25 protein-coding genes are annotated in these 23,274 nt (G+C 71.5%); 11 read left to right on the top strand and 14 right to left on the bottom strand.

Features of this window, described 5'->3' with window-relative positions; all coding sequences use genetic code 11:
- Window positions 1-193 precede the first annotated feature (193 nt).
- Window positions 194-958: a TrmH family RNA methyltransferase gene (locus AC07EQ_RS23125; RefSeq protein ID WP_452616723.1), complete on the bottom strand. Its 765-nt coding sequence runs from the start codon at window positions 956-958 to the stop codon at window positions 194-196.
- Window positions 959-1,042: 84 nt separating this feature from the next.
- Between AC07EQ_RS23125 and AC07EQ_RS23120 the strand changes: the two genes are divergently transcribed.
- Window positions 1,043-2,479: a WS/DGAT/MGAT family O-acyltransferase gene (locus tag AC07EQ_RS23120; protein WP_132489822.1), complete on the top strand. Its 1,437-nt coding sequence runs from the start codon at window positions 1,043-1,045 to the stop codon at window positions 2,477-2,479.
- Window positions 2,476-2,979 (top strand): DUF6912 family protein, encoded by a 504-nt coding sequence (locus AC07EQ_RS23115; protein ID WP_478389978.1) that lies wholly within the window; start codon window positions 2,476-2,478, stop codon window positions 2,977-2,979. Before AC07EQ_RS23120 ends, AC07EQ_RS23115 begins: the two co-directional genes overlap by 4 nt.
- A 49-nt stretch (window positions 2,980-3,028) precedes the next feature.
- On the opposite strand, the gene AC07EQ_RS23110 is transcribed toward AC07EQ_RS23115, so the two are convergent.
- From AC07EQ_RS23110 to aroA, 4 genes are all read right to left on the bottom strand, one after another.
- Window positions 3,029-3,820: an SCO4651 family lipoprotein gene (locus AC07EQ_RS23110; protein WP_478389977.1), complete on the bottom strand. Its 792-nt coding sequence runs from the start codon at window positions 3,818-3,820 to the stop codon at window positions 3,029-3,031.
- Between the two features lie 85 nt (window positions 3,821-3,905).
- Window positions 3,906-4,772 carry an SCO4651 family lipoprotein gene (locus AC07EQ_RS23105; protein WP_478389976.1) on the bottom strand — a complete coding sequence of 289 codons (867 nt, stop codon included), beginning with the start codon at window positions 4,770-4,772 and terminating at the stop codon, window positions 3,906-3,908.
- Window positions 4,773-4,913: 141 nt separating this feature from the next.
- A complete protein-coding gene (gene rsgA / locus AC07EQ_RS23100) occupies window positions 4,914-5,921 on the bottom strand; it encodes a ribosome small subunit-dependent GTPase A (RefSeq protein WP_478389975.1) in 1,008 nt (335 codons plus the stop codon).
- Between the two features lie 16 nt (window positions 5,922-5,937).
- Complete coding sequence (aroA, locus tag AC07EQ_RS23095) at window positions 5,938-7,212, bottom strand: 3-phosphoshikimate 1-carboxyvinyltransferase (protein WP_478389974.1); 1,275 nt, start codon at window positions 7,210-7,212, stop codon at window positions 5,938-5,940.
- A 135-nt stretch (window positions 7,213-7,347) separates the two neighbouring features.
- Between aroA and AC07EQ_RS23090 the strand changes: the two genes are divergently transcribed.
- Genes AC07EQ_RS23090 through AC07EQ_RS23080 form a run of 3 tightly spaced genes read left to right on the top strand, consistent with a single transcriptional unit; the run spans window position 7,348 to window position 9,463 of the window.
- Complete coding sequence (locus AC07EQ_RS23090) at window positions 7,348-8,112, top strand: SOS response-associated peptidase (RefSeq protein ID WP_478389986.1); 765 nt, start codon at window positions 7,348-7,350, stop codon at window positions 8,110-8,112.
- Between the two features lie 26 nt (window positions 8,113-8,138).
- Window positions 8,139-8,855 carry an SOS response-associated peptidase gene (locus AC07EQ_RS23085; protein WP_478389973.1) on the top strand — a complete coding sequence of 239 codons (717 nt, stop codon included), beginning with the start codon at window positions 8,139-8,141 and terminating at the stop codon, window positions 8,853-8,855.
- The gene (locus AC07EQ_RS23080; protein ID WP_452616715.1) at window positions 8,852-9,463 is read left to right on the top strand and encodes an alpha/beta hydrolase family protein; all 612 of its coding nucleotides are present in this window, start codon (window positions 8,852-8,854) and stop codon (window positions 9,461-9,463) included. Before AC07EQ_RS23085 ends, AC07EQ_RS23080 begins: the two co-directional genes overlap by 4 nt.
- A gap of 303 nt (window positions 9,464-9,766) precedes the next feature.
- Here AC07EQ_RS23080 and ybaK read toward each other — a convergent pair whose 3' ends face one another.
- Window positions 9,767-10,243, bottom strand: a complete 477-nt coding sequence (gene ybaK / locus AC07EQ_RS23075; protein ID WP_478389972.1) for a Cys-tRNA(Pro) deacylase — start codon at window positions 10,241-10,243, stop codon at window positions 9,767-9,769.
- Between the two features lie 227 nt (window positions 10,244-10,470).
- On the opposite strand from ybaK, the gene AC07EQ_RS23070 reads away from it, so the two are divergent.
- Complete coding sequence (locus AC07EQ_RS23070; protein ID WP_478389971.1) at window positions 10,471-11,175, top strand: sigma-70 family RNA polymerase sigma factor; 705 nt, start codon at window positions 10,471-10,473, stop codon at window positions 11,173-11,175.
- A complete protein-coding gene (gene rsrA / locus AC07EQ_RS23065) occupies window positions 11,172-11,504 on the top strand; it encodes a mycothiol system anti-sigma-R factor (protein WP_132489802.1) in 333 nt (110 codons plus the stop codon). The genes AC07EQ_RS23070 and rsrA overlap by 4 nt, the downstream gene beginning before the upstream one ends.
- Before the next feature lie 75 nt (window positions 11,505-11,579).
- On the opposite strand, the gene AC07EQ_RS23060 is transcribed toward rsrA, so the two are convergent.
- Window positions 11,580-11,657, bottom strand: a complete 78-nt coding sequence (locus AC07EQ_RS23060) for a 50S ribosomal protein bL37 (RefSeq protein ID WP_371812874.1) — start codon at window positions 11,655-11,657, stop codon at window positions 11,580-11,582.
- A gap of 179 nt (window positions 11,658-11,836) precedes the next feature.
- Here AC07EQ_RS23060 and AC07EQ_RS23055 point away from each other — a divergent pair, with 179 nt between their 5' ends.
- Window positions 11,837-12,052, top strand: a complete 216-nt coding sequence (locus tag AC07EQ_RS23055; RefSeq protein WP_358582363.1) for a biotin/lipoyl-binding carrier protein — start codon at window positions 11,837-11,839, stop codon at window positions 12,050-12,052.
- A gap of 30 nt (window positions 12,053-12,082) precedes the next feature.
- A complete protein-coding gene (locus tag AC07EQ_RS23050) occupies window positions 12,083-13,576 on the top strand; it encodes a histidine kinase N-terminal domain-containing protein (protein WP_478389970.1) in 1,494 nt (497 codons plus the stop codon).
- Between the two features lie 283 nt (window positions 13,577-13,859).
- Here the strand turns inward: AC07EQ_RS23050 and AC07EQ_RS23045 are convergent, their stop codons facing one another.
- Window positions 13,860-14,114, bottom strand: a complete 255-nt coding sequence (locus AC07EQ_RS23045) for a WhiB family transcriptional regulator (protein ID WP_093277399.1) — start codon at window positions 14,112-14,114, stop codon at window positions 13,860-13,862.
- Window positions 14,115-14,363: 249 nt separating this feature from the next.
- Complete coding sequence (locus AC07EQ_RS23040) at window positions 14,364-15,290, bottom strand: diacylglycerol/lipid kinase family protein (protein ID WP_478389969.1); 927 nt, start codon at window positions 15,288-15,290, stop codon at window positions 14,364-14,366.
- A 427-nt stretch (window positions 15,291-15,717) separates the two neighbouring features.
- On the opposite strand from AC07EQ_RS23040, the gene AC07EQ_RS23035 reads away from it, so the two are divergent.
- The gene (locus AC07EQ_RS23035; RefSeq protein ID WP_478389968.1) at window positions 15,718-16,149 is read left to right on the top strand and encodes a hypothetical protein; all 432 of its coding nucleotides are present in this window, start codon (window positions 15,718-15,720) and stop codon (window positions 16,147-16,149) included.
- A gap of 9 nt (window positions 16,150-16,158) precedes the next feature.
- Here the strand turns inward: AC07EQ_RS23035 and AC07EQ_RS23030 are convergent, their stop codons facing one another.
- The 5 genes from AC07EQ_RS23030 to AC07EQ_RS23010 form a co-directional block, all read right to left on the bottom strand.
- A complete protein-coding gene (locus tag AC07EQ_RS23030) occupies window positions 16,159-16,626 on the bottom strand; it encodes an N-acetyltransferase family protein (RefSeq protein ID WP_478389985.1) in 468 nt (155 codons plus the stop codon).
- 73 nt (window positions 16,627-16,699) lie between these two features.
- Window positions 16,700-17,296 carry an acid phosphatase gene (locus AC07EQ_RS23025; protein ID WP_478389967.1) on the bottom strand — a complete coding sequence of 199 codons (597 nt, stop codon included), beginning with the start codon at window positions 17,294-17,296 and terminating at the stop codon, window positions 16,700-16,702.
- A gap of 30 nt (window positions 17,297-17,326) precedes the next feature.
- Complete coding sequence (locus AC07EQ_RS23020) at window positions 17,327-17,941, bottom strand: DJ-1/PfpI family protein (protein WP_478389966.1); 615 nt, start codon at window positions 17,939-17,941, stop codon at window positions 17,327-17,329.
- 12 nt (window positions 17,942-17,953) lie between these two features.
- Window positions 17,954-18,904: a GlxA family transcriptional regulator gene (locus AC07EQ_RS23015; RefSeq protein WP_478389965.1), complete on the bottom strand. Its 951-nt coding sequence runs from the start codon at window positions 18,902-18,904 to the stop codon at window positions 17,954-17,956.
- 54 nt (window positions 18,905-18,958) lie between these two features.
- Window positions 18,959-22,108: an AfsR/SARP family transcriptional regulator gene (locus AC07EQ_RS23010; RefSeq protein ID WP_478389964.1), complete on the bottom strand. Its 3,150-nt coding sequence runs from the start codon at window positions 22,106-22,108 to the stop codon at window positions 18,959-18,961.
- A gap of 121 nt (window positions 22,109-22,229) precedes the next feature.
- Here AC07EQ_RS23010 and AC07EQ_RS23005 point away from each other — a divergent pair, with 121 nt between their 5' ends.
- Entirely contained in the window at window positions 22,230-23,255 is a 1,026-nt protein-coding gene (locus AC07EQ_RS23005; protein WP_478389963.1) for an NADP-dependent oxidoreductase, read from the top strand.
- Window positions 23,256-23,274: the final 19 nt, after the last annotated feature.

Below are 23,274 nucleotides of genomic sequence, written 5' to 3'. Positions count from 1 at the left end.
AAGCTCCCCAGCGCTGATGGTACTGCACTCGACAGGGTGTGGGAGAGTAAGACACCGCCGACACATTATTTGAGAAGGGTCCCTTCTCTTCCGGTAGAACGGAAGAGAAGGGACCCTTTTTATTTGCCATCGACGGAGCATCATCGGGTGGCGGACGGCCGCGGTCGCGGCCGAACCACCACCCGTTCAAGGCTCAGGAAGCCAGCTTGCGTCGGAGGAGTTCGAAGCACAGCACCGCTGCGGCGCTGGCGACGTTGAGCGATTCCACCCCACCGGCCATCGGAATGGACAACGGCTGGGCGACTCGCGCCTGCACGTCTTCTGAAAGCCCCGCGGTTTCGCTGCCCAGCACGAACACCGCGCGCGGTCCGAAGTCGGCGTCGAAGATGCTCTCCTCCGCGGAGGCTTCGAGCGCGAACAACGGGTAGCCGGCCTCGGTCAACAGCTCCGCGGCCTCGCCGGCGGTCCGGGTCCGCAGGACCGGGGCGTGGAACGCCACTCCGGCCGAAGCCTTGATGACCAGCGGGTCGAGGCTGGCGACGCCGCGGTGCGGCACCACGATCCCGTCGATTCCGGCCGCGGTCGCGGTGCGCAGGATCATGCCCACGTTCGCCGGCGTCGTCAGACCGTCAAGCAGCAGGATGGTTCGCGGTGCGTGCGCGGGGTCGGCGAGCGCGTCCGAGAGCGGCCGCATCTTCCGCGCCACCACGTCGGCCAGCACGCCCTGGTCGTGCCGGCCGTTCCCGGCCAGCACCTTCACCCGGTGCGCGCTCGCGCGCTGGACTCGCACCGCGCGGTCGGCGGCGGCCTCCTGGATCTCGTCGATGATCGAGCCGCGCAGCCCCTCGGCGAGGATCACCTTGTCCACGCGCAGGTCGTAGTCCGTCAACGCCTCCAGCACCGGCTTGCGGCCGTAAACGGTGACGAATCGATCTTTAGGGGAAACTTCGCTGGTCACGCTTCCAAGTGTCACATGCTCCGCCGCGCCCTCCTCGACTGGAACCCCTCGGGATCCGGCGGCTCGTGTGCCAGGATCGCGGACATGTCCGATCGTCTCTCCGCAGTCGACGCCTCGTTCCTCTACCTGGAGGACTACACGACGCCGATGCACGTCGGTGGCGTCGCGGTGTTCCGGCGCCCGCGCACCGGGTTCGACTACGACAAGGTGTTGGCGCTGATCGACCGCCGGCTGGGCTTGGTGCCGAGATACCGGCAGCGGGTGATGCAGGTTCCGGGCGGATTGGTGCGTCCGGTGTGGGTGGACGACCAGGACTTCGACATCACCTACCACGTGCGGCGGTCGGCGCTGCCCAAGCCGGGCAACGACGATCAGCTGCACGACCTGGCCGCGCGGTTGATGTCCCGCAAGCTCGACCCCACCCGGCCGCTGTGGGAGATCTACCTGGTGGAGGGGCTGTCCAAGAACCGGGTGGCGGTGATCACCAAGACGCACCAGGCGATGGTCGACGGCATCGGCGCGATCGACATCGGCCAGGTGATCCTGGACGTGGAGCGCGACCGGCAGGTTCCGGACGCCGATGAGCTGTGGATGCCGCGCCCGGAGCCGAGCCTCGCGGAGCTGGTGGTCGAGGCGATGACCGACGCCGTGCAACGTCCCGGCGAGGTGGTGGAGAACGTTCGGGCGGCGGTGGTCGACGCCACCGCGACGGTCCAGAAGATCACGCGGGCTCTCGGCGGTGTCGCCTCCGCGCTGCGCACCGCGGTGGTCCCTGCACCGAGCGGGCCGTTGAACGCGCCGACCTCCACCCAGCGCCGGTTCGCCGTCGCGCGAGCCAAGCTCGACGACTTCCGCGCCGTCCGCCAAGCTCACGGCAGCACCGTCAACGATGTGGTGCTGGCGGTGGTGACCGGTGCGCTGCGGAACTGGTTGTTGTCCCGCGGCGAAGTGGTGTCCCCGTCGACGACGCTGCGCGCGATGGTGCCGGTGTCGGTGCGTTCCGACGACGCCGAGGCCCGCGCGACGTACCCGGAGACCGGCAGCCTGCCGGTCGGGTCGGTCGGCAGCAAGGTGTCGGCGTACCTGGTGGATCTGCCGGTGGGCGAGGGGAATCCGATCGTCCGGCTGCACCAGGTCAGCCATGCCATGCGCGCGCACGCGGAGTCCGGGCAGTCGGTGGCGGCCGGTGCGCTGGTCAAGGTGTCCGGGTTCGCGCCGCCGACCCTGCACGCGTTGGGGGCACGGGTCGCGAACCAGTTCTCGGACCGATTGTTCAACGTGTTGGTGACCAACGTTCCGGGACCGCAGGTGCCGTTGTACGCGGCGGGAGCGAGGATGATGGAGATGTTCCCGGTGGTGCCGTTGGCCAAGAACCAGTCGCTGTCGGTAGGCGTTACCTCCTACGACGGCGGCGTGTACTTCGGCTTGAACGCGGATCGGGATGCGATGCCCGATGTGGACGTGTTGGCGGCGATGATCGGAGAAGCAGTGGACGAGATGATCGGGACGGTCGACGCATGAGGGTTTACCTGCCCGCCACGGTGCCGATGTTGCGGCGACTGGTGGAGGAGAAGCAGTTGCAGCCGTTGGGTGGGACGGCGTTCGCATTGACGCCGGCGCTGCGCGAGTCCTACGCCAGTGGTGACACGGAGGAGCTGGAGTACGCGGCGATGCGGGAGGCCGCTCGGGCGTCGCTTCGGTTGATCGGTGGTGACCTGGGCGCGGGCGAGAAGGTCGAGCTCCGCCGGGTGGTGATCTCCGCCGATGTCGACGACGTGACGCTGCGACCCGACCTGGACCACGCTGTGGTGAAGGTGTCCGGGCCGGTGCAGTGGAAGAAGATCGCGGCGGTGCACGTGGACGCCACGGAAGCGGAGGACGCGGTGCGCGCCGCGGCGGAGGTCATCGACGCCGCCGACCTCGGCGATCCGGACGCGGACTTCATCCTGGGCGAGGCGGAGGACCACGAACTCGCCTGGTACGCCCCGCAAGAGGCGCCGTTCCTGCTGGAGCTGATGTAGCGACCGGGTGGTGCGGCCCGGGCGAGTCGCCTCGGGCCGCACCGCGGTTTCAGCGCTTTTCCTGAACCTGGTCGGCCGGCGGCACGGTGATCTGGACCGGCTTGCCCCAGTCGCTGTAGCGCACCGTCATGGTCGACTCGGGGATCTGCTGGCCGGCCACGGTGAGGGCAGGGGTGGTCGAGTCGGCCTTCAGCGGCAGGCCCTCGGCGTCCACCCACACGGTCTGCTTGAGCTCGGTGACCCCGGCGTCGACCAGCGCCTGGAACGCCGGCTTCTCCTCGGGCTTGGCGCCGGCGACGGCTTCCTTGAGGTCGGTCACGATCTCGTAGCGGGTCGCCTCCTGGCCGTCGACCTGCTCCTTGGCGCTGGAGGTGATCTTGGACCCGGACGGGAGCATGGACTCGAAGTCGTTGATCTTGCCCAGCTGGCCGAGCTGCTGCGCCATCGAGTCGTTGGCGGCCATCTTCAGCCACGGCTTGCTCGGGTCACCGGAGAGCTGGGCCAGTTCCGGGCTCTTGATGTACATCCCGTCCTTGGTGAACACCATCTCGGTCGCCCCGGTGCAGGCCATCTCGGTCTGCGCGATGTCGAGCTGGCACTTCGTGGAGCCGAGGGCCTGAACGGCGCCGGTGCCCTCGAAGGACACCGTCACGGTCTTCTTCGCGTCCATGCTGGACTTCGCCGAGCTGATCAGCGACGAGATGTCCTTGAACGGCGAGCTGGAGCTCTCGGTCTGCTCCTGACCGGCGTTGCCCGGGTTGGCTGGCGTGCCGCCCTGGCTGCAGGCGCCCAGGGTGATCGCCAACGCTGCTGCGGACAGGGCGACTGTGGTGCGGCGCACGGGATTTCCTCTCTGCATGAAGAGTGCAATGCCTGAAAAGTAACAGTTCTTCATGCCTCTTCCGGGCGTTTTGCGGGAAGTGCGGTCACCGCGGCGGCTGCTGCGCCTGCGGCGGCAGGGTGTCGAAAACGCCGATCTGCCCGGCGGGCGGGACCGGGATTTCGGTGGGGGCGCCCCAGTCGCGGTAGGTCGAGGTCAGCGACACCTCGCCGGCCTGGGCGACCTCCTGGTCGGCGGCGAACCGCGCGGGCAGGCCGGAATCGTCGAGCCACAGCTGGTAGCCGAGCTCCGGCTCGCCGGCCTCGGCGGCCTGCCGGAACCGGTCGCGCTGCTGCGGATCGTCGGCCACGTCGGCGGCCTGCGAGGTGATGATCCGCAGCTCGTAGCGGGTGGCGGGCTTGCCGTCGACGGTGTCGGGCGAGCTGGTCTGGATGCGGGTGGCGGGCTCGACGCCGGTGAAGGCGGCGCGCGGGTCGACCGCATCGTGCAGCTGGTCCAGCGCCGGGCCGAGGAGCTTGTCGCCGAAGTCGGCGCCACCGGGTGTGATCTTCAGCCAGGGCTTGTCCGGCTCGGGCCGCACCAGCGGGGTCCGCAGGTAGCCGACACCATCCATGATGGACAGTGAGAGGCGCTGCGGGGACCGGTTCCCGGGCGTTCTGGTCTGGCCTTCGAAGGCGAGATCGGCTCGCGGGCCCCGGTAGCGGACGGCGCCTTCGGCGGTCAGTTCGCCCACCACGCCGAGGCTTCCGCGCACGCTGCTGTGCACGCTGCCGCGTTCGCTGATCTTGTCGATGACCTGCGACAACATGGCATCCGCTCGCGGGCGGGGGTCGGGGCGGGCGGCCATCAGCGGCCCGGGCCGCGGCGGTGGTTCGGCGCCGCAGGCGCCTAGCGCGGCGATCAGGGCGAGACCGGCGGACAACACCGCGGTCCTGGTGCTGGCTCGTGGCATCGGGCGAGCTCCTCGGGCCGTGTCAGCGTGCGGTGGCCGAATCGTCCGCGCGGTCAAGGAAAAACCCGCATCGGACGCCGAGATCCACGCTAACAACGAAGTCGTCACACCACAGGGGACGATCGAACCTCGTTCGGGGGATCAGACCTCGTCGAGCCCGGCCCGGGAGCGCAGCAGGCGGCGCAGCGAGGCGAGCTGCTCGACGCTGCCGCCGTCGGCGGCATAGGTGTCCAGGTGGCAGTCCGGATCGTCGGAACCACCGAGGTGGCCGCAGTTCGGCGGGCATTCCTCCGCCGCCTCGGCGAAGCCTTCGAACGCGGCGATCACGTCGTCGGGGGTGACGTGCGCCAGGCCGAACGAGCGGATGCCCGGGGTGTCCACCACCCAGCCCCGGCCGGGCAGCGGCAGCGCGACCGCCGAGGTCGAGGTGTGCCGGCCCTTGCCGACGCCGCTGACCTCGCCGGTCGCCCGGTCGGCCGCCGGCACCAACCGGTTGACCAATGTGGACTTGCCGACGCCGGAGTGGCCGACCAGCGCGGACACCCGGTCCGCGAGCAGCGCGCGGAGTTCCTCGGGTTCGCAGTCCTGGCGGGTGATCGTGATCGGCATGTCCAGGGAGGAGTACGTGGCGATCCACTCGCCGGGATCGGCGAGGTCGGCCTTGGTCAGGCACAGCACCGGCGTCAGCCCGCCCGCGTAGGCGGCGACCAGGCAGCGGTCGATGAAGCCGGGCCGCGGCGGCGGATCGGCCAGCGCGGCCACGATGATCAGCTGTTCGGCGTTGGCGACCACGACCCGCTCGTACGGGTCGGTGTCGTCGGCGGTGCGGCGCAACACGCTGGTGCGGTCGTCGACCCGCACGATCCGGGCCAGCGTGTCGGGCTTGCCGGAGATGTCACCGACCAGGCCGACGCGGTCGCCGACCACCACCGGCGTGCGGCCCAACTCACGCGCCCGCATGGCGGTGACCAGCCGGTCCGGGTTCCCGTCCAGCGCGCACGTCCACCGGCCGCGGTCGACCGCGACCACCATCGCGACCGCCGCGCCCTCGTGCTTGGGGCGCTGCTTGCTGCGCGGACGGCTGCCCCGGCGCCCGGGGCGCACCCGCACATCGGACTCGTCCAGATCCCGCCAACCGCGCTTGCGCATCAGGCCGCCCCCGCGCTCACGCCGATTCCCCGAGCATCGCCGCCCACATCCCGGGGAAGTCTGGGATCGTCTTGGCGGTCGTCGCGATGTCCTCGACGACCACGCCGGGCACCTTCAGCCCGAGGATCGCCCCGGCCGTGGCCATCCGGTGGTCGGCGTAGGAATGCCAGCTCCCGCCGGTCAGCGGCCGCGGCTCGACCAGCAGCCCGTCCTCGGTCTGCTCGACCGCGCCGCCGAGCTTGGTGAGCTCGTTCTGCAGCGCGGCGAGCCGGTCGGTCTCGTGGCCGCGCAGGTGCGCGATGCCGCGCAGCCGCGAGCGGCCGGTCGCGAAGGCGGCCAGCGCCGCGACGGTCGGGGTGAGCTCGCCGACGTCGTGCAGGTCGATGTCGACCGGGGTGAGCTCGGCGGGTCCGGTGACGGTCAGCCCGGCCTCGGTGCGCTCCACCTGCGCGCCCATCCGGCTCAGGATGTCGCGGATGGCGTCGCCGGCCTGCGTGGTCTGCGCCGGCCAACCGGGCACGGTCACGGTGCCGCCGGTCACCGCCGCGGCGGCGAGGAACGGGGTGGCGTTGGACAGGTCGGGTTCGATCTCGACGTCCAGCGCGCGGATCTCGCCCGGCGCCACCCGCCAGGTGTTCGGTTCCCGGTCGTCGACGTCGACGTCGACGCCGGCAGCGCGCAGCATCGCCACGGTCATCTCGATGTGCGGCAGCGAGGGCACCGGCTCACCCTCGTGCAGCACCGTGACGCCCTGCTCGAACCGCGGCGCGGAAAGCAGCAGCCCGGAGACGAACTGCGACGACGCGGAAGCGTCGATGGTGACCGTGCCGCCGGTGAGCTTCCCCGTGCCGTGCACGTCGAACGGCAGCGCGCTGCCGCTGATGTCGGCGCCCAGCTCGCGCAGCGCGTCGAGGACCGTGCCCAGCGGCCGCTGGCGGGCCTGCGGGTCGCCGTCGAAGGTGACCCGGCCGGCGGCGAGGGCCGCCACCGGCGGCACGAACCGCATGACCGTGCCGGCCAGGCCGCAGTCGACCTCGGCCGGTCCCCGCAGGTCGCCCGGCGCGACCTGCCACGAGCCGTCCGGCCCGTCCTGGATCTCGACCCCGAGGGCGCGCAGCGCCCCGGCCATGAGCTCGGTGTCCCGGCTGCGCAGCGGGGCGCGCAGCGTCGACGGGCCGTCGGCGAGCGCGGCGAGCACCAGCGCGCGGTTGGTGATGGACTTCGAACCGGGCACCGGGACGGTCGCGTGCACGGCGCCGCGGGCGACCGGAGCAGGCCAGAGCTGGGTCATAGGGCAATGATCCCCCACCCGGCTCCCCGATTTCAGCGGCGGGGGCAATCCGGCCGTGCCGCTCGCCTGCGGCGATGCGGCCTGACAGGATGAGGACGACCGCTCGACCACGAGGCGATGGAGGTCCGACCAGGCATGTGCGGCAGGTACGCCTCCACGAAGGATCCGGGCAAGCTCGCGGCGGAGTTCGCGGCGCTGGACGCCACCGGCGGCGCCGCGCCGGGAGCGGATTTCAACGTCGCGCCGACCAAGAACGTGTTCACCGTGGTGCAGCGGCATCCCCGAGACGATGCCGGTGAACGCGAGCTCGATCGAACCGAGCGCACCATCCGGGTGATGCGGTGGGGCCTGGTGCCGATGTGGGCGAAGGACAAGTCCATCGGCAGCCGGATGATCAACGCGAAGTCGGAGACGGTGACGACGAAGCCGGCCTTCCGCACGTCGATCAAGCGCTACCGGTGCCTGCTGCCCGCCGACGGCTGGTACGAGTGGAAGCGCGAGGGCGGCCGCAAGCAGCCGTTCTTCATGACCTCCCCGGACGGCTCCAGCCTGGCGATGGCCGGGATCTACGCCACCTGGCGCGATCCGCAGGCCGAGGACGCGCCGCCGCTGGTGACCTGCTCGGTGCTCACCACCAGCGCGCTCGGGCAGCTGTCCGAGGTGCACGACCGGATGCCGTTGCTGCTGCCGGCGACGGCGTGGGACGAGTGGCTCGACCCGGACCAGCCGGACGTCGCCGACCTGCTCGGCGCGCCGTCGCGGGAGCTCGTCGACGGCCTGGAGATCCGCCCGGTGTCGACCGCGGTCAACAACGTCCGCAACAACGGTGCCGAACTCCTGGAACGCGTGTCGCTCGATGCGCAACCGCAGGCGGTAGGTTTGGATCCGGAAGCGAAGTGAGCGGTTCGGGCGCGGGGTGAGTTCTGATGTGTGGTCGGTACGCCGTCCGGCACGACCCGGCGGCGCTGGCCGAGGAATTCGCGGCGACGGATCGCACGGCCGGGGTCGTCGGGGCGGACTTCAACGTGACGCCGACCAAGACGGTGCCGATCGTCGTGCAGCGCGGTGCCGAGCGCAGCGTCCGTCCGGTGCGCTGGGGCCTGGTGCCGACCTGGGCGAAGGAGATCGGCAGTGGCCCGCCCATGATCAACGCGCGCGCCGAGTCCATCACCACCAAACCCGCCTTCGCGGACTCGGCGCGGCGCCGCCGCTGCCTGATGCCCGCCACCGGCTGGTACGAGTGGCAGCCCGGTGACCAGCGGCGACAGCCCTACCTGTGCACTCGCGGGGACGGCGAAAGCCTGGCGATGGCCGCGGTGTTCTCCGCGTGGTGGGCGCCGGACTCGACCGACCAGCCGCTGGTGACCTGCGCGGTCGTCACCACCGATGCCGTCGGCGAGCTCGCCGGTATCCACCACCGCATGCCGCTGGTGCTGCCGAGGCACCGCTGGGCGGACTGGCTCGATCCGCAGCGCACCGAGATCGCGGACCTGCTGGAACCCGAACCGGAGGTGCTCGCCGACCTGGCGATCCACCCCGTCTCCACCGAGGTGAACAGCATGCGCAACAACCATCCTGACCTGCTGGAACGAGTCGAACCGGCGCCCGCGCCCGCCGAACAAGCCGCGCTGTTCGAGTCATGACCAAGGTCGAGGTCGAGACGCCGCACGGCCCGGCCAGGGCCGAGCTGCACTGCGCGGAGGAGGGGCGCGCCGCGCTGCTGCTCGGGCACGGCGCGGGCGGTGGGATCGCCGCGCCCGACCTGGTTGCGGTCACGCGGGCCGCGACGGAAGCCGGCGTGCACGTGGCGCTGGTCGAGCAGCCCTACCGGGTGGCCGGCCGCCGGGCGCCCGCCCCGGCCAAACAGCTGGACGCGGCCTGGCTCGCCGTGGTGGAGGACCTCGGCGAGCGCTGGTTCGCCGACCTCCCGCTGATCTTCGGCGGCAGGTCCTCGGGGGCGCGCGTCGCCTGCCGCACCGCGGAGGCGGGCGCCGCGTCGGCGGTGCTGTGCCTGGCGTTCCCGGTGCACCCGCCCGGCAAGCCGGAGAAGTCGCGGCTGGGCGAGCTCGACGGGGTGGAGGCCCCGGTGCTGGTGGTGCAGGGCGAGCGGGACGCGTTCGGCCAGCCGGAACCGTCGCACAACCGCGAGGTGGTGCTGGTGCCCGGCGACCACTCGCTGAAGGCCGACGTGGACGCCGTGTTCCGCGCCGCGCAGGAGTGGCTCGGCCGGATTCTCCGCCTCATCGACTAGCACTCGGAATAGTTGTGACCGGGGGCACGATTCCGGCGGCCGATTCGTCCGCTCGAAAGCGCCGCGTTGCCGGTTCTGCCCGGATGCCGCAACATCGGTGCGGTACTGCGGGGATTTGTTTCTCCCGGCCGCCCGGAATCGCGGTCGGGGTGTGAATCGCTCTGCGAAAAGCGAATTCGGCTGCGATCTCGTCGATGCTCCCGGGCAGGAGGAATGCCCCGGCCTGTCCGGGCCCCGGTGCGGCTGTTGCGCGGCAGCCGCACCAACGCCCGGGGGAGCGGTCCGTCCGCTCCCCCGGGGCGGTCAGCCGGCGATGTCGGCGACGCGGGCGTCGAGCAGCCGGACCAGATCGTCGGCCGCCAGCTCGATCTCCAGGCCGCGCCGCCCGGCGCTGCAGTAGATCGTGTCGAACCCGGTCGCCGACGCGTCGATCACGACCGGGAGCCGTTTCTTCTGGCCGAGCGGGGAAATCCCGCCCGCGACGTAGCCGGTGGCGCGTTCGGCGTCGGCGATCTCGGCCATCTTCGCCTTCTTCCCGCCGACGGCGGCGGCGAGCGCTTTGAGATCGAGCTGGCCGGTGACCGGCACCACGCCCACGGCGAGCTTCCCGTCGACATCCGCGACCAGCGTCTTGAAGATCCGCTCCGGTGGCTGGCCGAGCGCCTCGGCGGCTTCCAGGCCGAACGACTCGGCGCGGGGATCGTGTTCGTACGCGTGAACCTGGTGCGGGATGCGCCGCTTGCTCAACAGCGCCGTAGCCGGGGTGCCCTTGCCTGCCATGAGCGTCACTTTAGAAGGCCGGAATATCTCCCGGCGCCCATTGCGTTGGACGGGGCGTGACGATGGACTCGACGAACACCTGCGTGCTGGACCGCCCCGAGCGTGCGCCGCTATCACCACCGGGAAATGGCAGGCGAGCACGGGTATCCTCGAATGCGGACCATGCGGAGGATCGCATGGGTTCGTCGCCTGCAGTCACCTCGTCCAGGCGGCGGGAAAGGAGCCCGGTGCCAAGCACCCCAGAGCACCCGGACACAACCGGGCGGCCCGGCGACGTCGGGCGGCTCAGCACTGCCGACACCGATGCACCGGTCGACTCCGCCGTGGTCGACCGCGGTGAGGAGACCGACGAGCAGCGCGCGGCCCGCTTCGAGCGGGACGCGATGCCGCTGCTGGACCAGCTCTACGGCGCGGCGCTGCGGATGACCCGCAACGCGCAGGACGCCGAGGACCTGGTCCAGGAGACCTACCTCAAGGCCTTCTCCGCGTTCAAGTCGTTCGCGCAGGGCACGAACCTCAAGGCCTGGCTGTACAGGATTCTCACGAACACCTACATCAACGGTTACCGCAAGCGGCAGCGGCAGCCCCAGCAGCAGCCGACCGACGAGATCGCCGACTGGCAGCTCGCGCAGGCGGAGAACCACACCTCCAGCGGCCTGCGCTCGGCCGAGGTCGAGGCGCTCGACCGGCTGCCGGACACCGATGTGAAGGCAGCTCTCCAGCAGCTGGCCGAAGAGTTCCGCATGGTCGTCTACCTCGCGGACGTGGAAGGCTTCGCCTACAAGGAGATCGCCGAGATCATGGGCACCCCGATCGGCACCGTGATGTCGAGGTTGCACCGTGGTCGCCGGCAGCTGCGTGAGATGCTCACCGACGTCGCCCGTGATCGCGGCTTCTTGCGGCAGAACCAGCGGGAGGTGAGCACCAAATGAACTGCGGTGGGCCGGACGAAGCCTCCTGCGAGGACGTGCTCGCTGAAGTGTGGCTTTTCCTGGACAACGAGTGCGACCAGCAGCGGCGCGCCGCCGTGCAGCAGCACCTCGACGGGTGCGGGAGTTGCCTCGAGCACTTCGGCATCGAGGAGCACATCAAGGCGCTGCTGCACCGCAAGTGCAGCGGTGAGCACGCACCCGTGGAGCTGAAGGCCCGGCTGCGGGCCTCCATCCGCGAGGCCGTCCTGGAGAAGGCGGAAGTGACCGTCGAGCGAGGCCCCGAAGGCACCTCGGTGGAAGTGCGGGCGAAGCGAACTTCGGCTGAATGACCCGCAAGACGACGAATGGCCCCGGACCGAGTGGTCCGGGGCCATTCGAGCTTTCGACGGCTGGTGCCGTCGCGCTCACGAGCCGTTGGGGCGCTTGCCGTGGTTGGCCTTGTTCTTGCGCCGGTCCTTCTTCTTGCGGGCACGCTTACCCATGGCAACTCCCTAAAGTTCGCTTTCGACCAGTCCGACCGTGCGCAGGTCTTCACGACCACCCGGTCTCCGCTGGGGTTTCGAGCATCCAGTTTGACATGTCCGCTACCTGCCGCCGGCGGGTGGTTCCGGTCATGGTTTCCTAATCAGGGGCCTACCGGGTCCGCGACGAGGAGGAGCGCATGGCCGAGGAGATCCGCGCCGAGATGGTCGCCAACGTGATGACGGTGTCGGTGGCTGAAGGCGACTCGGTCAGCGACGGTGACTCGCTGGTGCTGCTGGAGTCCATGAAGATGGAGATCCCGGTGCTCAGCGAGGTGTCGGGGACGGTCAGTACGGTTGCCGTCAAGCCGGGCGACGTGGTCCAGGAAGGCGATCTCATCGCGGTCGTGGAGTGACGCGACCGCGCCGACCCAGAGAGGCGGATCTTGTCCACGCTGAGTGATCTGCTCGCCGAGCACACCGGGTTGTCCGGCACCGCCGCGGACCACCTGCAGCTCGTGGTCGCCGAGTGGCAGCTGCTGTCCGACCTGTCGTTCGCCGATTTCCTGCTCTGGGTTCCGATCGGGCCGCAGGACGCGCCGGAGAGCCGGTTCCTGTGCGTGGCGCAGGCGCGGCCGACGACGGCGCCCACGGCCCACCCGGAAGACGTCGTCGGCACCGAGGTCACCCAGGACGAGCACCCGCAGCTGCGGCGCGCCGCGCTGGAGGGCCGGATCTGCCGCGAGGAGGACCCGCGCTGGCACCTGGGCGTGCCGGTGCGCCGCGAGACCATCCCGGTGAAGCTGGGGGACGAGATCGTCGCGGTGCTCAGCCGGGACACCAACCTGGCCGTGCCGCGGGTGCCGTCGCCGCTGGAGATCTCCTACCTGGGCAGCGCCGCCGACCTGTGCCAGATGGTCGCGGACGGCACCTTCCCGACGCCGGAGCCGGCGCCCGACGTGCACACCAGCCCGCGGGTCGGTGACGGGCTCATCCGGCTGGACAGTTCGGGCACGGTCGTCTTCGCCAGCCCGAACGCGCTGTCGGCCTACCACCGCATGGGCCACGCGGCGGATCTGGTCGGGGCGCAGCTCGCGCAGCTGACCCGGTCGCTGCTCAACGATCCGTTCGACGCCGACGAGGTGGCGCAGCGCGTCCGCCGGGCGATGGGCGGTCAGCCCAGCATGCGCATCGAGGCCGAGGCCCGGGGCGCGACGGTGTTGTTCCGGGCGTTGCCGCTGCGGCCCCGCGGCCAGCAGGCCGGCGCGCTGGTCCTGGTGCGCGACGTGACCGAGGTCAAGCGCCGCGACCGCGCGTTGATGTCGAAGGACGCGACGATCCGCGAGATCCACCACCGCGTCAAGAACAACCTGCAGACGGTCGCCGCGCTGTTGCGACTGCAGTCGCGCCGCACCGGGAACACCGAGGCGCGGCTCGCGCTGGACGAGTCGGTGCGGCGGGTGACGTCGATCGCGCTGGTGCACGAGACGCTGTCGATGTCGGTGGACGAGCGGGTCGATCTCGACGACGTGGTCGACCGCGTGATCCCGATGATGAGCGATGTCGCCGTGGCGGAGACCGGTGTCAAGGTGCGCCGCGAGGGACGGTTCGGGGTGGTGTCGGCCGAGCTGGCCACGCCGCTGGTGATGGTGCTGACCGAGTTGGTCCAGAACGCTTTCGAGCACGCCTTCCCGGAAGGGCAGGGCGGCGAAGTCGTTGTGCAGGCGGAGCGTTCGGCGCGTTGGCTGGACGTCGTCATCTCGGATGACGGTCGCGGCTTGCCGAAGGGTTTCTCCCTCGAACGCGCCGAACGTCTCGGCCTGCAGATCGTGCGAACCCTCGTGGAATCGGAGCTCCGAGGGTCGTTGAGCTTGCGCGGTCGCGGTCGGCAACGCGGTACCGAGGCGGTGTTGCGGGTGCCTCTGAAGTACCGGCGCTGACGTCGACCCGTTGGTCGGGCGCCGCGCTGGTGCGTCGATATCCGGTGACTCGCCGGTCGGGTGGCGGGTCGTGGCCGATCGGGTCGGTTTCCCGGTGACCGTCAGCTCATCCGGTGGAGAGCTCGATGGGGGTTTCCGGGACCGACATCGACGCGGATCGGCCGGGTCTCGTCGGGGTTGTGCTTCTGTCGGGTGCGATGGCCGTTCGTTCGACCGGGGCGAAAACGTGCGGTCGGCCGCCGGGGGTGCGACCGCACCGGCACGTTTTCAGCGAGTTCGCGACTCAGGCGTTGGTGCGAGCCCGGGTGCGAGTGTTGCGACGCTTGAGCGCGCGACGCTCGTCCTCGCTCATACCGCCCCATACGCCGGCGTCCTGCCCGCTCTCCAGTGCCCAAGCCAGGCACTCGGAGGCGACCGGACAACGGCGGCAAACGGCCTTCGCCTCGGCGATCTGCAGCACAGCAGGACCGCTGTTCCCAACGGGGAAGAACAGCTCCGGGTCCTCGTCACGGCAAACCGCATCGTGGCGCCAGTCCATCGTTCCTTGCTCCTCGCTAGGCGCGCCTCATGCGCGCCGCTCGTTTTGTTCGGGGTGTTTGTGAATGCTTTCACGGAGTCCGTGTGCTTGTGAATGCTTTCACGAACTGCCGCGATGTCAAGAGTTCGATCTCGCGTGGTGAGGGAACTCACCTGAAAGATCGACAGGGCTTGACCAGGGGTTTCGGTGTGTCGTCGGTCGCAGACGGGGGCCGCGAGTCGACAACTACGTTCATCCGTTACGAGAAGGTTATACAGCGACGCGGAGAGCGTCCGGGACGGAGAAGAACTCGATCGCCGAACGCTCGCCCAGGCAATCGCCGTCGACCTGCAGGCGCAACGGCTCCGTACAGGTTACGCGGAGATACCCCGCGTCCGCACGCTGAATTGAGTTCCTCGGGTGTGGTTTCCCTCTACCGCGTAGCATCTGCGCTACATGTTGTAACACTGGGTAAGCGCTCATGTTGTGCAGTGCGAAAACGCCGAGGCCCGTGTCGAAGGTGGTGTCGGGGCTCATGTGCACCGGACGTGACCCGAGATACGTCCACGGATCGGTGTTCGAGACGAACACGCTGTGCAACTGATCGATCGGATCTTCGTGACCGATTTGCAAGCTGATCTTCGGGGCCCGGCGCGCCATGCGGAAGTAGCAGCTCAACGCGGTGCGCGCGTACAGGGTGGGCGTCACGTTCTGGCCGCGGGAGCGCAACCGCTCGACCTCGGCGACGACCTCGGCGTCCCAGCCGATGCCGGCGTTGAAGGTGAACCAGCGGTCGTCGGCCTTGCCGAGTCCGACCAGCCGGCCGCTGCCCTCGGCCACCGCACGCAGCAACCGGTGGGTGGCCTCGACCGGGTCCCTGGGCAGGCCGAGCGCGCGGGCGAACACGTTCGCCGAGCCGCCGGGCACCACGCCCAGCGTCGGCATTGCCCGGTCGCCGCGTTCGGCGGCCGAGAACATGCCGTTGACCACCTCGTTCACCGTGCCGTCGCCGCCGAGCGCGATCACCAGGTCGACGCCGTCCTCGACGGCCGCTCGCGCGGTGTCGGAGGCGTGGCCCCAGTACTGCGTTTCGACGACGTCCAGCTTCAGCTCGCTGGCCAGCGCGTGGGCGATGACATCCCGGCCGGCCGCAGTGGTGGACGTCGCCTGCGGGTTGACGACGAGTACGGCGCGCACAACCGCAGCCTAGGCGAGGCCGTTGTGCGCCGACGCACCCTCCGGTGTTCGGCGTCCGCCGCGCGGGTCAGGTCTCCCGGACCGCCCCCTTCCGCAGCGAGGCGTGCAGGGGTCGGCGCCTGCGCCGGCCTGCGGTGGGTCCGGCGGGCTGAGACACCAGGAGCGGGTGCGCCACGCCATCGACCGCCACCGAGATCCAGGGGGACCCGGATGCGCAACCCCGGAGCGCATCCGATCGTCTTCCGCCGGGACCTGCCGAGCGCACGGCGGAAGGCGAGGACACCCCGATATCCCCGACCGCCGCTGGAGCCATGAGCCGATCATTGCGCGTGACGGTGGTCGCAGCCATGCGGCGTTCGGGCGGTATTACCATCGTTGGTGCGTACGCAGAGTCACCGAAGTGGTTTCCGGGAAAGGCGAATCGAACGTGCCGACCGAAGTCGTCCCGCGCACCATCCGCATCGCGGGTGTCCTGACCACCCTGCAGGCGGCGGTCGGGTTGAGCTTCGTCGTGGCCCTGCTGGTCCGCAGCACCTCGCCCGACGTCGGGGGCGTGGGGCAGTTCGAGCCGGCTCAGATGCTCGGCGAGGCCGGGTACTACGCGCTGCTGTCCTCCGGCGTGCTGGCCGCGGGCATCGGCCTGTGGCGGGGCAAGCACTGGGCTCGCACGCCCGCGCTGCTGATGCAGCTGCTGCTGCTGGGCACCGCCTGGTACGCGTTCGGGCCGTCCGGGCAGCCGCTGATCGCGCTGGTGCTCGCGGTGCCGGCGATCGCAGTGCTGTGGTTCCTGTTCAACCGGGAGGGGCGGGCCTGGTCGTTCTACGCAGGCGCCGCCCCCGACGCCGATCGCGACGCGTGAAGGCTCGCGTCAGGCGCTGAACGTGCGCAGCGCGTCGCCGGTGAGCCGGTACACGGTCCACTCGTCCATCGGGATCGCCCCGGCCGCCTTGTAGAAGTTGATCGAGGGCTCGTTCCAGTCCAGCACCGACCACTCCAGGCGCGCGTAGCCGCGCTCGACGCACTCCTGCGCCAGGGCCTGCAGCAGCGCCTTGCCGAGGCCGGAGCCGCGCTGCTCGGGGCGGACGAAGAGGTCCTCCAGGTAGATGCCGTGCACGCCTTCCCAGGTGGAGAAGTTCAGGAACCACAACGCAAGCCCGACGACGGCACCGTCCACTTCGGCCACGTGGCCGAACAGTGCGGGAGCCGGCCCGAACAGCGCGTCCCGCAGCTGTTGCTCGGTCAGGTGGCACAGCTCCGGCGCCTTCTCGTACAGCGCGAGTTCGTGCACCAGCCCGACCATGGCGGGCACGTCGGTTGGGGTCGCCCGGCGGATCATCGCTACCTCCACGTGAGTCACTCGGCCCCAGGATATTCGGGGCCGGTGACCGCCGGTGCGGCGGATTTGCCGGTCAGCCCTGCTGCCAGGGTGGGATGTTGGACCGCTCCACCTGCGGCACGCCCCGCTCGTGGCCCAGCACCGTGATGCCCGCCGGGTCCAGCGCGAAGTGCACGCCCGACGTGGTCGGCAGGCCCAGCCAGCGGGCGATCAGGCAGCGGCTGAAGTGGCCGTGCCCCACCAGGACCACGTCGGAGCCGGTGTCGGCGATGCGGGCCAGCAGCTTGTCGGCGCGCACCGTGACGTCCGCCGCGGTCTCGCCGCCCGGGCACGGGTGCGTCCACACCGTCCACTCCGGCGCCGTCTCGCGGATCTGCGGCGTGGTCAGGCCCTCGTAGTCGCCGTAGTCCCATTCCGCGAGCAACGGCTCGGTCACCACGTCGGCCAGGCCGGCCAGCGTCGCCGTGCGCTGGGCGCGCTGCCGCGGGCTCGCCAGCACGACGACCGGCCCGGCCGGGCGCAACGCGGAGAGCGTCTGCCCGGCCTGCCGCGCCCGCAGCTCGCCCTCGACCGTGAGCGGGATGTCGGAACGACTGGTGTGCCGGCCGGTCCGCGACCATTCGGTCGTGCCGTGCCGGAGGACGTAAACGCGGTGCTCATCCTGTGCCACGGCGTCGAGCGTAACCGCGTTGCGCTGGGCTTACCCCTTCAGCGCGGCGGCCAGCAGCGCCGGGTCGGCCTTCTCCGGCGAGCCGGTGTCGAACGGCGGCTGCGGGTCGTACTCCAGGAGCAGCTGGGTGATCTTCGCGGTGTCCTCGCCCCACAGCTCGGCGGCCAGCCGCAGCCCCATGTCGATGCCCGCGGAGACGCCGGCACCGGTCACCACCTTCCCGTCGAACACGACCCGGTCGGTGACGACCTCGGCGCCCAGCTCGCCCAGCACGTCGCGCACCGTCCAGTGCGTCGTCGCGCGCTTGCCGGTCAGGATCCCGGCCTTCGCCAGCAGCAGGGATCCGGTGCACACCGACGTCGTCCACGTCGTGTTGGGGTGCACCGCGGCGAGCCAGGAGACCAGCTCCTCGTCGTCCAGCGCCGTGCGCCAGGCGGAGCTGCCGGGGACGACCACGACGTCGGGCCGGTCGAGCTCGGCGAAGGTCTTCGTCGGCTGGACCGGTAGCCCGGAGTCGCAGCGCACGGTGCCGCGGCCCGCCGCCACGAAGTGCGGGGTGACGGCCGGATTGCCCGCCAGGGTCTCGTAGGGCCCGACCAGGTCGAGAGCGGTGAACTTGTCGTAGAGCACGAATGCGATGTCCACGGTGGACTCCTTCTAGCCCGCGGTGCGGAAGCGATCTCGGTAGGCGCTCGGCGGCACGCCGAGCTGGCGGAGGAAGGCCCGCCGCATGGTCTCGGCGCTGCCGAAGCCGCAGCGCCGCGCGACACCGCCCCGGCCGGCCTCCAGCAGCGCGCGGGCCGCTTCGACGCGCGCCCGCTCGACGTACCGGCCGGGGCTGGTGCCGACCTCCCTGGTGAACAGGCGGGTGAAGTGGCGCGGGCTCACCGCCAGCCGCGCGGCCATCGCCGGGACGCTGTAGTCGCCGGCCGGGCACGCCGAGATGTCGCCGAGCAGTTCGCGGAGCGCGCGGTCGCCCACCGGCGGCGCCGAGTTCCACACGCTGAACTGCGACTGGCCGCCCGGCCGCTGGAGGAACACCACGAGCCACTTGGCCAGCGCGCGGGCCGGTTCGGCGCCGTGGTCGTCCTCGACCAGCGCGAGCGCGAGATCGACTCCCGCGGTCACCCCGGCCGCCGTCACCAGCGGTGCGTCGCGGACGTAGATCGAGTCCGGCTCGACCGTCACGGCCGGGTAGGACGCCGCGAGCTCGTGGCACATCGCCCAGTGCGTGGTCGCCCGGCGCCCGTCCAGCAGGCCCGCCTCGGCCAGCAGGAACGCCCCGGAGCACACCGAGGTGATGCGCTCGGCGAGCCCGGCCAGCCGGCGGATCTGGCCGATCAGCTCCGCATCGGACATCGCCGCTCGGGTGCCCTCGCCGCCCGCGACGACGAGAGTGCCGAGCTCGGTGATCTCCTCGAGCGCGGCTTCGACGCCGAGGCGGACCCGTGACGACGTCACCACGTCCCGGCCGCCCAGCGATGCCAGGCGCACCCGGTAGCGGCCGTGGAGGAGCCGCGACGCCCCGTCGAAGACCTCCAGCGGCCCGGCGGCGTCCAGCAGCTGGACCCCGTCGTAGACCGCGATGACCACTTCGTGCCTGTCCACGCCTTCGAGCCTGGCCGCTCCGGCGGATGTCCTCAAGGACGAGCACCCCACCGATCAGGACGAGTGCCGCGCCGGTGCCGGGCCCGTCGTGCGGCCCGCCGAGAACTCCGCGTCGAACACCGCGGGGCTCGCCGCTTTCCGCGCCCGGCCGGCGATCCGGTCGACGTCGTGGCGCTCCGCAGGCGGTAGCGGAGCTCCGACCGACTCCCGTGCGGCCGCTGCCCGGCCGAGCAGCCGCGCTGCCGCCGCAGCTTCACCGGCCAGCGCTTCGGCGCCGGCCAGTCCTTCCAGGGCCAGTGCGACCGCGCGCGGATCGCCGGTGCCGCGGGCCAGGGCAAGCCCTTCGGCGTGGAGGTTCCGCGCCGCTTCGGGGGCGTCGCGCAGTTCGGCGATGAAGCCGAGTTCGGACAGCGCCAGGGCGGCGCCCGGATCGTCCGCGGCCTGGCGGCTCCACGTCAGCTGGCGCTGCCACAGGCGTTCTGCCTCGTCCAGGTGGCCTCGGCGGCGCGCGGTCAGGGCCAGGCCGAACTCGGCGTAGACCTCGCTTTGCGGGTCGTTGACCTCGGCGGCGAGCTCCGCCGCGCGCCGGTGGTGCGCCTCGGCGGCGGCGAGGTCGCCGGTCAGCAGCGCGATCCGGCCCAGCCCGGAGAGCTGGTCGGCGGCCTCCGAGCAGAGGCCGAGGTCCTCGGCGATCCGCAGTCCGTCGCGGTGCATCCGCTCGGCCTGCGCGTAGTCGCCGGTGATCTCGGCGAGCCCGGCCAGCGGTGCCGTCGCCTGCAATCGCCCCCACTGGTCGCCCAGCTCGCCGAACAGCGCCAACGCCTCGGTGGCGTCCGTTCGGGCGGCCGCGAGGTCGCCGCGCACGAACGCGCGCCGGGCGCGGTTGCTCAGCACCGCGGCCGCGCCCCAGCGGTCGCCTGCGTCCCGGCAGGCGCGCAATGCGCCGTCGAGGACTTCCGCGCCACCGGAGAAGTCGCCGAGGTCGACGTGGGCGTAGTCGATGAACCACTCCGCCCTCGCCCGGTCGACGGCGGAGGCGATGCCGGGGCGTTCGCGTGCCGCGTGGCGGTCCATTCCGCACAGCACGGCCATGCCGTCCCGCCAGGCGGCCAGGACGGCCGATCGCCCGGCGACGGCGTGCAGCAGTTGGTGCGCTTCCCGGAGCCGTCCTGTCAGGAACAGGTACCAGGACGTCGCGCCCGCCAGTTGCCGGATCGGCACCGCGTCCTGGTGGTGCAGCGCATCGTCGAGGGACGCCCGCAGGTTCGGCAGTTCCGGCTCGAAGCCGCGCAACCAGTCGCGTTGTTCCGCGCCGCGCAGGCCGGTGTCGGCGCGCTCGGCGAACGCGGCGTAGTACCGGCGGGCCCGGAGCCGGAGATCGTCGGTTTCGGCCGCCTCGGCGAGCTTTTCCCGGCTGTATTCGGCCACCGACTCCAGCAGCCGGTAGCGGGGCCTGCCGTCCGGGAAGCCCACCGCGACCAGGCTCCGGTCCACCAGCCGCGCCAGCACGTCCACGACCTCGGCGGCGGGCACGCGTTCGTCGGCGCAGACCGCTTCCGCGGCGGCGAGGGTGCAGCCGTCGGCGTGCACGGCCAGGCGGCGCAGCACGATCTGTTCCGCCGGTTCCAGCAGGTCCCAGCTCCAGTCGATGACGGCCCGCAGCGTCTGGTGCCGGGTCGGGGCTCGGCGGTTGCGGGTGGTCAGCAGGTCGAAACGGTCGTCCAGCCGCGCGGCGAGCTCGCGGACGCCGAGCCCGCGCACCCGCGAGGCCGCGAGTTCCAGCGCCAGCGGCAGCCCGTCGAGGCGCCGGCAGATCGCCGCGATCGCGGCCGCGTCGGCTTCGCCGAGCCGGTCCGGGGCGAAGCCGGGCGACGCGGCGACAGCCCTGGCGATGAACAGCCGTGCCGCGCCGGCCTGCCGCACCGCCTCCGGGGTGGCGTGCGCGGGTAGGTCGAGCGTCGGCACCGCCCACAGGCGCTCGCCGGGCAGGTGCAGCGGTTCCCGGCTGGTGGCCAGCAGGCGCAGGCCGGGCGCGGCCGCCAGCAGCCCCTCGGCCAGCGCGGCCGCCGCGTCGACGAGGTGCTCGCAGTTGTCGAGGACGATCAGCAAGTGCTTGCTGCGCAAGGCTTCCGACAGCCGGGCGACCGAGTCCAGGCCGGACCGGCTGACCTCGTCGCGCAGCCCGAGAGCGGCGGCGACGCCGTCGGCCACCCCGGCCACTCCGGCGGCGGCGTCGATGGCGGCCAGCTCCACGAGCCAAGCGCCATCGGGGAAGGATCCGGCCGCCGCGTGCGCGGCCGCAAGCGATAGCCGTGTCTTGCCGACCCCGCCGGGACCGGTCAGCGTCACGAGGCGTTCGGCGTCCAGCAGGGCGCGGAGGGACTCCGGTGCGCCGTCGCGGCCGATCAACGCCGACACCGGAGCCGGCAGGTTTCCGCGCACGTCGCCGCGGGGCGCGTTGAGCCGGGGCTCCTGCCGGAGCATCGACTGGTGCAGCGCGGACAGCTCCGGGCTCGGGTCGACGCCGAGTTCGTCGGCGAGCCGGGTGCGCAGCCGCTCGTACGCCTTCAGCGCTTCCGCCTGCCGCCCCGATCCGTACAGCGCGCGCAGGTAGATCGCGTGCAGCCGTTCCCGTTGCGGGTGGCGGGCGCTGAGCCCGGCCAGTTCGGTGACGACCTCGGCGTGCTCGCCCAGTTCGAGGCGCGCTGCCGCGCGGTCTTCCCGTGCCGCCAGCTGCTGCTCGTGCAGCTCGGTGGCGGCCGGGACCGCGAAGGGCTCGTCGGCGAAGTCGGCGAGGGCTTCGCCGCGCCACAGGTCGAGGGCCTCGGTGAGCAGGGCGGCGCGGGTGCGCGGGTCGGCGGCGCGGGCGCGCGAGGTCAGGGCCGCGAAGCCGCCGATGTCGACCGCTTCGGCGTCGACGGCCAGCCGGTATCCGCCGGAGCGGAACTCCACGAGGCCGCGGCCGCCGGGTTCCGCCTCGTCGAGGACGCGCCGCAACTGCGAGACCTTCGCCCGCAGCGAGGGCACCGGCTTGCCGGGCGGCGCCGCGCCCCACAGGTCCTCGATGAGCCGGTCGGTGGACAGGAGCCTGCCGCCCGCGACGAGAAGGTCCGCGAGCAGGGCGCGCACCTTCGCCTCGGGGACGTGCACGGGTGTGCCGTCGTCCGTCCACACCGCAAGCGGACCCAACACCCCGAATCGCACGCCGCTCACACTACCCGCGAGTCCGGAGGTGACCTGCGATAACGGTGCGCCGCAATCGAATCCGAAACGAACCACAACCGGCGCCGCGCAAGCTTGCCCCGATTTCGAGGAGGGATTCGGGATGAGCAACGACGGCAATCCCGGCATCGGTCGGGAGATCCGCCTGGTCGAGAAGCCGGGCAAGGCGCCCACCGCGGCGAACTTCGCGCTCGCCGAGGCGCCGGTGCCCACCCCCGCAGCGGGGCAGGTGCTGGTGCGCAACACCTGGATGTCGGTCGACCCCTACATGCGGGAGCGGATGAACCCGGAGGTCACCTACCTGCCGCAGTTCCGGGTGGGGGAGGTGCTGGACGGCCCGGCGGTCGGGGAGGTCATCGCGTCCGAGGCACCGGAGGTGCCGGTCGGGGCGATCGTCCGGCACTGGCTCGGCTGGCGCGAGTTCGCGGTCGTGGACGCGGCCGAGGTCGAGCAGGTCGACACCTCGATCGCCGCGGCGCAGGACTACCTGGGCCCGCTGGGGACGACCGGGCTGACCGCCTACGTGGCGTTCACCGAGATCGCGCCGGTGCGGCCCGGGGACGTGGTGTTCGTGTCCGCGGCGGCCGGGGCGGTGGGCAGCATCGCCGGCCAGCTGGCCCGCAAGTTCGGGGCCGCCAAGGTGATCGGCTCGGCCGGCGGCCCGGTCAAGGCGCGCAAACTGCGCGAGGCGTTCGGGTTCGACGCCGCCATCGACTACCGGGCCGCGCCGGTCGCCGAGCAGCTCGACGCGGTCGCGCCGGACGGCATCGACGTCTACCTCGACAACGTGGGCGGGGAGCACCTGGAGGCCGCCATCGACGCGATGCGCGTCGGCGGCCGGATCGCCCTGGTGGGCGCCATCAGCGGCTACAACGCCGGGGCGCCGGCCGCGGGTCCGCGCAACTACTTCCAGTTGGCGGGCAAGGACATCACGATGCGCGGCCTGCTCTCCGGCCGCTACTTCGACCGGTTCGGCGAGTACACCGGCAAGGCCGCGGGCTGGCTCGCCGACGGCAGCCTGCACGCGGAGTCCACAGTGGAGCGTGGAATCGAGCGGGCTCCCGAGGCGTTGATGGGCGTCTTGAACGGCGCCAACACCGGAAAGATGCTCGTCCGGCTGGGCGACTGACGAACCGCACGAATCGGAG

Source organism: Saccharopolyspora sp. NPDC045839 (assembly GCF_056431645.1).
This window is presented reverse-complemented; position numbering and strand designations above follow the sequence as displayed.